The organism is Streptomyces sp. SM1, assembly GCF_002910825.1.
GTDB classification, from domain to species: domain Bacteria; phylum Actinomycetota; class Actinomycetes; order Streptomycetales; family Streptomycetaceae; genus Streptomyces; species Streptomyces okerensis.
Window position 1 is genome coordinate 1 of sequence record NZ_NEUB01000752.1, and the last position, 9487, is coordinate 9487.

Genomic DNA, 9487 nt, shown 5'->3' on the forward strand with positions numbered 1-9487 from the left:
GACGACGAGCTTGTCGTCCAGTTCCTCGCCGATGCCGGCGTCCGTACCCGGGATGCCGAGGTCGGAGGCACGCTTGTCGGCCATGGCCAGCAGGCGGCGGATCCGGCCGGCCACGGCGTCCTTGGTGAGCGGCGGGTCGGCGAGCGCGCCCAGTTCCTCGAGGGACGCCTGCTTGTGCTCCATCCGCAGCCGGCCGGCCGCGGCCAGGTGCTCGGGTACGTCGTCGGCGAGGATCTCCAGGGCTCGCTGGACCCGGGCGCCGGCCGCGACGGCAGCGCGGGCGGAACGGCGCAGGTTGGCGTCGTCGAAGTTGGCCAGCCGGTTCGCCGTGGCACGCACCTCGCGGCGCATCCGGCGCTCCTCCCAGGCCAGCACCGACTCGTGGGCGCCGAGCCGGGTGAGCAGCGCGCCGATGGCGTCGCCGTCACGGACCACCACCCGGTCGACCCCGCGGACCTCCCGGGCCTTGGCCGGGATGTGCAGCCGTCGGGCGGCACCGACCAGGGCGAGCGCGGCCTCCGGACCGGGGCAGGTCACCTCCAGGGAGCAGGACCGCCCGGGCTCGGTGAGGGAGCCGTGGGCCAGGAAAGCACCGCGCCAGGCCGCCTCCGCGTCGCAGGTGGCCCCCGAGACCACCTGCGGGGGCAGACCCCGGATCGGGCGGCCCCGGCCGTCCACCAGACCGGTCTGGCGGGCCAGCTGGTCACCGCCCGCGACCACCCGGACGACGTAACGCGAGCCGCGGCGCAGTCCACCCGGGGCCATCACGATCAGTTCGGAGCTGTGGCCGAAGATCTCCAGGATGTCCCGCTTGAGCCGGCGCGCCGCCATCGCGGTGTCCAGCTCCGCCTCGATCACGATGCGCCCGCTCACCAGGTGGAGGCCGCCGGCGAACCGCAGAATGGCGGAGACCTCCGCCTTTCTGCAGCAGGTACGGGTGACGGGGAGCCGGCTGATCTCGTCCTTCACCGCTGCCGTCATCGCCATGGGCCGATCCTTCCATGCATCCGAAAAATACGGTCGTACGCGGCGGCCAACAGCTCCGGGTCGTGCCGGGGGCTTCCGTCGGGCCGGGCCACGGGGGCCAGCTCGACCGCGGCGCCGAACCGCTTGGCGGCATCGGTCAGTGATGCGCGGTCGGGCACGGCGGCCTCGTCGGCCAGCACCACGTCCAGGGCGAGTTTAGGGGCGTGTCGTCCCAAAACCTCCAAATGACGCTGCGGGGAGAAGCCCTCGGTTTCTCCCGGCTGCGGCGCGAGGTTCAGCGAGAGCACCCGCCGGGCCTTCGTCTCGACGAGGGCGTCCAGCAGTTCGGGCACGAGCAGATGCGGGATGACGGAGGAGAACCAGGAGCCGGGGCCGAGCACCACCCAGTCCGCGTCGAGGACCGCCGCCACCGCCTCGGGGACGGCGGGCGGGTCGTTCGGCACGAGGTGCACGGACTGCACCTCACCGGGGGTGAGGGCGACGGTGGCCTGTCCGCGGACCGTGCCGACCTCCTCCGGCCGCTCCGGGTCGTGGCCCCTGACGAGGGCCTGCAGCTCCAGTGGCACGGCGGACATGGGCAGCACACGCCCGTGCGCGCCGAGCAGCAGGCCCACCAGGTCCAGCGCCTGCACATGGTCGCCGAGCTGCTCCCACAGGGCGACGATCAGCAGATTGCCGACGGCGTGCTCGTGCAGATCGCCCTGGGACTGGAAACGGTGCTGGATGACCCGGGCCCAGGTCTGGCCCCAGTCGTCGTCGCCGCACAGCGCGGCCAGCGCTTTGCGCAGGTCACCCGGAGGCAGTACGCCCAGTTCGTCGCGCAGGCGCCCGCTGGAGCCGCCGTCGTCGGCGACGGTGACCACGGCCGTGAGGTCGCCGGTGATCCGGCGCAGGGCGGCGAGCGAGGCGGACAGGCCCATGCCGCCGCCGAGGGCGACGACCTTGGGCTGGGCACCCCTGCGGCGCGGTCTCGCGCCGCGGGTCTCGACCGGGCGGCCGGCGCGGCCCTCGGGGACCGCTCTGCGCAGCCGGCTCAGCCGGGGAGTACGTCGCGTCATTCCCGTCCCATGTCCCGGTGGACGACCACCGTCTCCACACCCTCGGCGACGAGCCGGGCGGCGAGCTTCTCCGACATGGCGACCGAGCGGTGCTTGCCACCCGTACAGCCCACGGCGATGGTCACATAGCGCTTGCCCTCACGCCGGTAACCCGCGGCGATCAGCCGCAGCATCTCCGCGTACCGGTCGAGGAACTCCTTGGCGCCGGGCTGGTTGAAGACGTACGACGCCACCTCCTCGTTGAGGCCGGTGAACGGGCGCAGCTCCGGCACCCAGTGCGGGTTGGGCAGGAACCGCATGTCCACGACCAGGTCGGCGTCGACGGGGAGGCCGTACTTGAAGCCGAAGGACATGACGGTGGCCCGCAGCTCGGGCTCCTCGTCGCCGGCGAACTGGGCGTCCATCTTGGCCCGCAGTTCGTGCACGTTGAGGCTGGAGGTGTCGATCACCAGGTCGGCGTCGCCGCGCAGCTCGCGCAGCAGCTCCCGCTCGGCGGCGATTCCGTCGACGATACGGCCGTCGCCCTGGAGGGGGTGCGGGCGGCGCACGGACTCGAAGCGGCGCACGAGGGCGTCGTCGGAGGACTCCAGGAAGACGGTCCGCCGGGTGACGCCCCGCCCGTCGAGGTCGGCGAGGGACTCGCGCAGATTGTCGAAGAAGCGCCGGCCGCGGACATCGACGACGACCGCGATCCGCGCCACGTTGCCCTGGGAACGCGCGCCGAGCTCCACCATGGTGGTGATCAGCGCGGGTGGCAGGTTGTCCACGACGAACCAGCCCAGGTCCTCCAGACACTTCGCCGCCGTCGAGCGGCCGGCCCCGGACATGCCGGAGATGATCACCAGCTCGGGGATGCCCGCCTCGGGGACCCCGCCGTTTTCCTTGCCCGTTTCCACCTGTGCTCCGTTGTTCCGGCGGGCGCTCCCGCGGGTCTCGGTCCCGCCAGTGTGCTGCCTCGCGCCGTCCTGCTCTGCCGCGGGCCGCCCTGTCTCGTGCTCGGTCATCGCTCCTGCCCCCGTCCTTCGTCCGGGGCACCCGTGGGCACGGGCTCCCCGGGAGAACCCGTCGCCTGCTGGGGTTCTTCCGTGTCATCCATGATCTCGCCCGTCGCCGTGTTCACCGCGGGCGCGGCCGGTTCCGCCCGGGCGAGGGCCCCGGCGATCGTCTCGGCCGTCTTGCGGCCTATGCCGGGTACCTCGCAGATCTGATCGATTGTCGCCGACCGCAGCTTCCTCAACGAACCGAAGTGCTTGAGCAGCGCCTGCTTGCGCGTCTCGCCGAGCCCGGGCACGTCGTCCAGCGGGCTGGAGCGGAAGCGCTTGGTCCGCTTGGTCCGCTGGTAGGTGATCGCGAACCGGTGGGCCTCGTCACGGACCCGCTGGAGCAGATAGAGGCCCTCGCTGGTGCGGGGCAGCACCACCGGGTCGTCGTCGCCCGGCAGCCAGACCTCCTCCAGCCGCTTGGCGAGACCGCACACGGCGATGTCGTCGATGCCCAGCTCGTCCAGCGCCCGCCGGGCCGCCGCGACCTGGGGGGCGCCGCCGTCGACCACGACGAGCTGCGGCGGGTAGGCGAACCGCCTGGGACGGCCGTCGTCCTCGGTGAGCGTGTGCGCGGGCGGCTCGGCGAGCCCTCCGGCCGGCGTCCCGGCCCCCGGTTCCTCGCCGTCGGTCCACTCCCCCGTGCGCTCCTTCTCCGCGAGGTAGCGCCGGAAGCGGCGGGTGATCACCTCGTGCATGGAACGGACGTCGTCCTGTCCCGTGCCGTGCCAGAGCTGTGTGTCGCCGGCACGGCCCTTGATCTGGAAGCGCCGGTACTCGCTCTTGCGGGCCAGCCCGTCCTCGAAGACGACCATGGAGGCCACCACGTCGTCGCCCTGGAGGTGCGAGATGTCGTAGCACTCGATCCTCAGCGGGGCGCTGTCCAGGTCCAGGGCGTCGGTGATCTCCTCCAGCGCGCGCGAGCGCGTGGTCAGGTCGGAGGCACGCTTGGTCTTGTGCAGCACGAGCGCCTGCTGGGCGTTGCGCTCCACGGTCTCCATCAGGGCCCTCTTGTCGCCGCGCTGCGGGATGCGCAGGGAGACGCCCGAGCCGCGCCGCCCGGTCAGCCACTGCTGGACCGGCTCCACCGGGTCCGGCAGGGCGGGGACCAGGACCTCCCGGGGGACCGCGTCGCCGGTCTCCTCGCCGTAGAGCTGCTGCAGGGCGTGCTCGACCAGAGCGCCGGTGGTGATCTCCTCCACCTTGTCGGTGACCCAGCCGCGCTGGCCGCGTACGCGTCCGCCACGCACGTGGAAGATCTGGACGGCCGCCTCCAGCTCGTCCTCGGCGACCGCGATCAGATCGGCGTCGGTCGCGTCGGCGAGCACGACCGCGTTCTTCTCCATGGCCTTCTTCAGGGCCCCTATGTCGTCGCGCAGACGCGCGGCCCGCTCGTACTCCATCTCCTCGGCCGCCTCCGTCATCCGCGTCTCCAGGCGGCGGAGGTAGGTGCCCGTGCGTCCGGCCATGAAGTCGCAGAACTCCTCGGCCAGTTCGCGGTGGTCCTCGGCGGAGACCCGGTCCACGCAGGGCGCCGAGCACTTGTCGATGTAGCCGAGCAGACACGGCCGGCCGGTGCGGGCGGCGTTCTTGAACACCCCGGCCGAGCAGGTGCGCACCGGGAAGACGCGCAGCATCAGGTCCACCGTGTCCCGGATCGCCCACGCGTGCGCGTACGGGCCGAAGTAGCGGACGCCCTTCTTCTTGTGACCGCGCATCACCTGCACGCGCGGATACTGCTCGCCCATCGTCACCGCGAGGTACGGGTAGCTCTTGTCGTCGCGGTACTTGACGTTGAACCGGGGGTCGTACTCCTTGATCCAGGAGTACTCCAGCTGGAGCGCCTCCACCTCCGTGGACACCACCGTCCACTCCACGGACGCGGCCGTGGTCACCATCGAGCGCGTGCGGGGGTGCAGCCCGGCCAGGTCCTGGAAGTAGTTCGCCAGGCGCTGGCGCAGGCTCTTCGCCTTTCCGACGTAGATCACCCGGCGGTGCTCGTCGCGGAACCGGTAGACCCCCGGTGAGTCGGGGATCTCACCCGGTTTGGGGCGGTAGCTGGAGGGGTCGGCCATGTCTCACACCCTACTGGCGGGGACCGACAGCGCGGCGGGGCTGTGGACGGCCGTGGGCGCGGTACGGCACGGATGGGGTTACGGCGGGCGGGAAGCGGGAAGGTGGGGGTTCCGTCCCCCGGACGGTCGGCGGGCAGCCGGCGGACGGTCACGGGGGCGGTCAGGGCGGTCACGAGTCGGAGGGCTGGTCGGATGCGACAGACGCGGATCGAGAAACCACGACGGCCGGCCCGGTCCCGCCGGTACACGGAAGAGACGTCCGCGCTCGTCGAGTCCCTCGACCCGCGCGATCCGGACATCGTGCGCGCGAAGCGCCTGCGGTCGCGCCTTCAGGCGCCGGACGGAGCGGGCGGCTCCTAGGAACACCTCCCGGAGGGCTCGGGCTCGGCGAACGCCTTCCCGGAGCGCTCACGGAACGGACGAAAACCACATCACGGCGCGTGCCCCCCGGGGGCCGTGCCGGCCCGAGGGCCGGCACGGCCCCCGGCAGGTGTGCGCCGCCGTTGGGCCTCAGGTGTTGTCGGGACTAGGTCAACACGCTTCAATGCGGGGGAACTCGGGACCCTGAACGGCGGCGTACGGATGTGAAGGCTCCGCCACGCCGACGGGGGCGGGCTCCGGGGTGCCCCGCGCGAACGGTCTGACCAGCCGTTGTGGACATTCACAGAAAGGCCCCTGCATGCCGCACGCCACACAGCACGCGGACGTCGCCACCGCGGAACTGGACTCGGCCCTGCGTGGCGGCCCGTTCCACGTCGCCCTGCGCGCCGCGATAGCCGCGCGGGGGCTGCCGTTGCAGCGGGTGCAGCACCATCTGTCGCGCCACGGCGTGAAGGTGGGTGTCACCAGCCTGAGCTACTGGCAGCAGGGCGCCCGCCGCCCGCAGCGCCCGGAGTCGCTGCGGGCCGTACGGGCGCTGGAGGAGATCCTGCAACTGCCCGAGGAGTCACTGATCCGGCTGCTCGCCGAGCCGGACGAAGCCGCGGCGGACCCTCGCTCCCCCGGCCGTTCCTACCGCTCCCTGGTGGAGGCGTCGGGCGCCCTGGAACGTCTGCTGGCCGACTTCGGCACACCGCGCGACAGCGGGCTGCACACCTTGGGACACCACGAGCGGGTACGGATCGGAGCGCACCGGGAGCTCGTGGAGTGCGAGTCGCACCACATCGTCCGCGCGCACCGGGACGGCGTCGACCGCTATGTGGCCGTCCACCACGGCGACCCCGGCTCCGCACCGGAGCGGATGACCGTGCAGGCCCTGGAGAACTGCCGCACCGGGCGCGTGCGGCGGCACCACGACACCGGCGTGCTCGCCGTCGAACTGCTCTTCGACACCCGGCTGCGGGCCGGGGACACCTACCTCTTCCGCTACGCCGTCGCGGACGGCACGGCCGGCGTCTCGCGCGAGTACCTGCGCTGGGCCGATTCGCCCGGCGGCCAGTACGCGCTCCAGGTGTGCTTCGACTCCGGGGCGCTCCCGGTGCGCTGCCACCGGTTCACCCAGCATTCGGCGGCGGCACCACGCGGAGGGCGCCAGGATCTGCCGCTCAGGGGGCGGCACCACGCGGTGCACCTCGTGGAACCGCGCGTGCGGTCGGGTTACGTGGGGATCGCCTGGGACTGGGACTGACTCCGGTCAGTCCTGCGGGCCCGCGACCAGCGTGCCGTTCTTCACCTCGACGGTCAGCGGCTTCAGCGGCGCCACGGCCGGTTCGCGCAGCACCTTGCCGGTGGTGACGTCGAACTCGCTGCCGTGGCACGGGCAGATCAGCCTCGTCCCGTCCAGCTTGTTGATGGGGCATCCCGCGTGCGTGCAGAGGGTGCCGTACGCCTTGAGAGTGCCGTCAGCGCCGCGGGTGACCACCACGTTGTGATCCCGGTACAGCTTCGCGCCGTCCTTGGCCACCTCGCTCTCCGGTCCGAGCTCGACGGGCCCGCTCAGCGGGGCGGCCCTGTCGTCGCCGCCCCGACACGCGGTGAGCCCCAGTGCTGCGACGGGAGTGAGAGCCACGCCCCGCAGAACGGTACGGCGGCTCGCGGCGGGTCGGGCGGACATGTGAACTCCACGGGTGAAACGTCGGCAGACGGGGGCCACCAGGGACGATACCGGGGTCACCCATGCCGACCGCGCGCGGGTGAACCCGCCTCCGCCTCCTCTCCCTCCGCCACCGCCACCGCCACCGCCACCGCGGGCAGTCGTGCCGCAGGGCGGCACGGGTGGGCGCGACGGCACCCCGCAAAGCACCGGACTGCGCAGACACCCCACGCCCGGCACCGGCATTGCGTAAACGCTTACGCAAGCGTTTACGCACACCGCCCGCATGGGGTACGGTGCCCACCAACCCGTAGGTGACGGCAGGAAACGAGCGCCCCGATGGCAACCATGGCCGACGTGGCCCGCAGCGCCGGCGTCTCCGTAGCGACCGTCTCCCACGTCCTCAACGACACCCGCCCGGTACTCCCCCACACCCGCCAGGCCGTCCTCGACGCCATCGAGGAACTCGGCTACACCCCGAACACCCTCGCCCGCTCCCTGGTGACCTCCCGCACCCGGTCGATCGGCCTGGCGGTGTCGGCGATCAGCAACCCGTACTTCACGGAGATCCTCCAGGGCGTCGAGGCCGCCGCCCTGGAGCAGGGCTACAGCCTCCTCATCGCGGATCCGCACGACGACCCGGTCCACGAACGCAAGGTCGTCCAGCTGCTGCACGAGCGCCGCGTGGAGGGCCTGATCGTCGCGCCGTCCGCACAGCCCAGCGCGCTGCTCGCCTATCTCGGACGCCACCGCGTGCCCACCGTCTTCCTGGACCGGCTGGTCAGGACGCCCACGACCGGCGGCGAAGGCCTCCGCTTCGACCAGGTGTGCGCCGAGAGCACGGAACCGACAACCCGTCTGGTGACCCACCTCGCCGGTCTGGGCCACCGCCGGATCGGCCTGGTCGCCGGGCTGCCGGGGCTCAGCACGACCGCGGAGCGGATCACCGGGTACCGGCACGGGCTGGCGGCGTCCGGTCTGCCGTACGACGAGCGGCTCCTGGTGCACGGCGACTCCGAGACGGCCGGAGCGGAGCGGGCCACGACCACTCTGCTGGCCCTCGGCGCGCCTCCCACCGCGCTGGTCACCGCCAACAACGCCATGACGATCGGCGCGCTGCGGGCTCTGCGGGACCACGGTCTGTCCGTCCCCCGGGACATCGCCCTGTGCTGTTTCGACGACTTCGCCTGGGCGGATCTGTTCTCGCCCCGCCTCACGGCCATCGCCCAGCCCAGCAGGGAGATCGGCGCCCGGGCCGTGCGGGTACTGCTGGAACGCTTCGCCGAGCCGGACCGCCCCGCGCGGACGGAGCAACTCCCCTGCGCCTTCGTGCACCGCACGTCCTGCGGCTGCCCGAACAACCCGATGGGCCCATGAGCCCGCTGAGACCTCTGAGACTTCTGCGACCTCTGAGCTCTCATGAGCTCTCATGAGCCCGACCGCCCCGGAGAAGGGACCCTTCGTGATCGTCGTAGCCGGTGAGGCACTGATCGACTTGGTACCGCGGGGCGCGGGCGCGCTCGCGGCGTTGACGCCCGCGCTCGGCGGCGGGCCGTTCAACACCGCGGTCGCGCTGGGCCGCCTGGGCTCCCCCACCGCCTTCTGCTCCCGGGTGTCCCGTGACTCCTTCGGCGAGGCGCTGCTGGACCGGCTGCGGGAGACCGGGGTGGACGTGTCGTCGGTGCAGCGCGGTGACGAGCCGACGACGCTGGCCGTGGCCACGGTCGACGCGGGCGGCTCGGCGGCGTACTCCTTCTACGTGGAGGGAACCGCCGACCGGCTGTTCGCCACTCCCGGAACCCTGCCGGCCGGCACCCGCGCGGTGTCCTTCGGCACCTGCTCGCTGGTGCTGGAGCCCGGTGCGAGCGCCTATGAGGAGCTGATGCGCACCGCGTCCGCGCGGGGTGTGTTCACGGCACTGGACCCGAACATCCGGGCGGGTCTGATCCCGGACGCCGACGCCTACCGCGCCCGCTTCCGCGGCTGGCTGCCGTCGGTGTCGCTGCTGAAGCTGTCCGAGGAGGACGCCCGCTGGCTCGGCGGGTCCCCGCGCGAGTGGCTGGCGGCCGGTCCGGCGGCGGTCGTGGTCACCCGGGGCGGTGACGGTCTGACGGCCTACACCCGTGACGGCGGCGAGTACACGGTGCCGGGCGAGCGGATCGAGGTGGCCGACACGATCGGCGCGGGTGACACGGTGAACGCGGCGCTGCTGCACGGCCTCGCGGCCCGCGACGCGCTCAGCGCCGAAGGGGTCTGCGCGCTGGGTCCGGAGGGCTGGCGGCGCCTGCTCGGCCT

The 9487-nt window shown here is 72.5% G+C and carries 9 protein-coding genes; 4 read left to right on the forward strand and 5 right to left on the reverse strand.

The genetic code is table 11. From position 1 onward, the window contains the following. The 4 genes from whiA to uvrC all read right to left on the reverse strand — a co-directional run. Window positions 1–987, reverse strand: a 987-nt coding sequence (whiA, locus tag B9S61_RS22600) for a DNA-binding protein WhiA (RefSeq protein WP_103543909.1), incomplete at its 3' end; no start/stop codon positions are given. Continuing rightward, window positions 978–2045 carry a uridine diphosphate-N-acetylglucosamine-binding protein YvcK gene (yvcK, locus tag B9S61_RS22605; protein WP_103543910.1) on the reverse strand — a complete coding sequence of 356 codons (1068 nt, stop codon included), beginning with the start codon at window positions 2043–2045 and terminating at the stop codon, window positions 978–980. The genes whiA and yvcK, both read right to left, overlap by 10 nt. Beyond that, complete coding sequence (gene rapZ, locus B9S61_RS22610) at window positions 2042–3049, reverse strand: RNase adapter RapZ (RefSeq protein ID WP_103543911.1); 1008 nt, start codon at window positions 3047–3049, stop codon at window positions 2042–2044. The genes yvcK and rapZ overlap by 4 nt, the downstream gene beginning before the upstream one ends. Then, window positions 3046–5160, reverse strand: coding sequence for an excinuclease ABC subunit UvrC (gene uvrC, locus B9S61_RS22615; RefSeq protein WP_103543912.1), 2115 nt, complete (start codon window positions 5158–5160; stop codon window positions 3046–3048). The genes rapZ and uvrC overlap by 4 nt, the downstream gene beginning before the upstream one ends. 192 nt (window positions 5161–5352) lie before the next feature. Here uvrC and B9S61_RS40985 point away from each other — a divergent pair, with 192 nt between their 5' ends. Beyond that, window positions 5353–5520 (forward strand): hypothetical protein, encoded by a 168-nt coding sequence (locus B9S61_RS40985; RefSeq protein WP_181007485.1) that lies wholly within the window; start codon window positions 5353–5355, stop codon window positions 5518–5520. 319 nt (window positions 5521–5839) lie between these two features. Continuing rightward, on the forward strand, window positions 5840–6787 hold the full coding sequence (locus tag B9S61_RS22620) for a hypothetical protein (protein ID WP_103543913.1): 948 nt from the start codon (window positions 5840–5842) through the stop codon (window positions 6785–6787). 6 nt (window positions 6788–6793) lie between these two features. Here B9S61_RS22620 and B9S61_RS22625 read toward each other — a convergent pair whose 3' ends face one another. Further along, window positions 6794–7213: a Rieske (2Fe-2S) protein gene (locus tag B9S61_RS22625; RefSeq protein ID WP_103543914.1), complete on the reverse strand. Its 420-nt coding sequence runs from the start codon at window positions 7211–7213 to the stop codon at window positions 6794–6796. Between the two features lie 318 nt (window positions 7214–7531). Here B9S61_RS22625 and B9S61_RS22630 point away from each other — a divergent pair, with 318 nt between their 5' ends. Together B9S61_RS22630 and B9S61_RS22635 are read left to right on the forward strand one after the other, a co-directional pair. Next, the gene (locus B9S61_RS22630; RefSeq protein ID WP_103543915.1) at window positions 7532–8569 is read left to right on the forward strand and encodes a LacI family DNA-binding transcriptional regulator; all 1038 of its coding nucleotides are present in this window, start codon (window positions 7532–7534) and stop codon (window positions 8567–8569) included. A gap of 85 nt (window positions 8570–8654) precedes the next feature. Further along, window positions 8655–9487, forward strand: an 833-nt coding sequence (locus B9S61_RS22635) for a carbohydrate kinase (RefSeq protein WP_103543916.1), incomplete at its 3' end; no start/stop codon positions are given.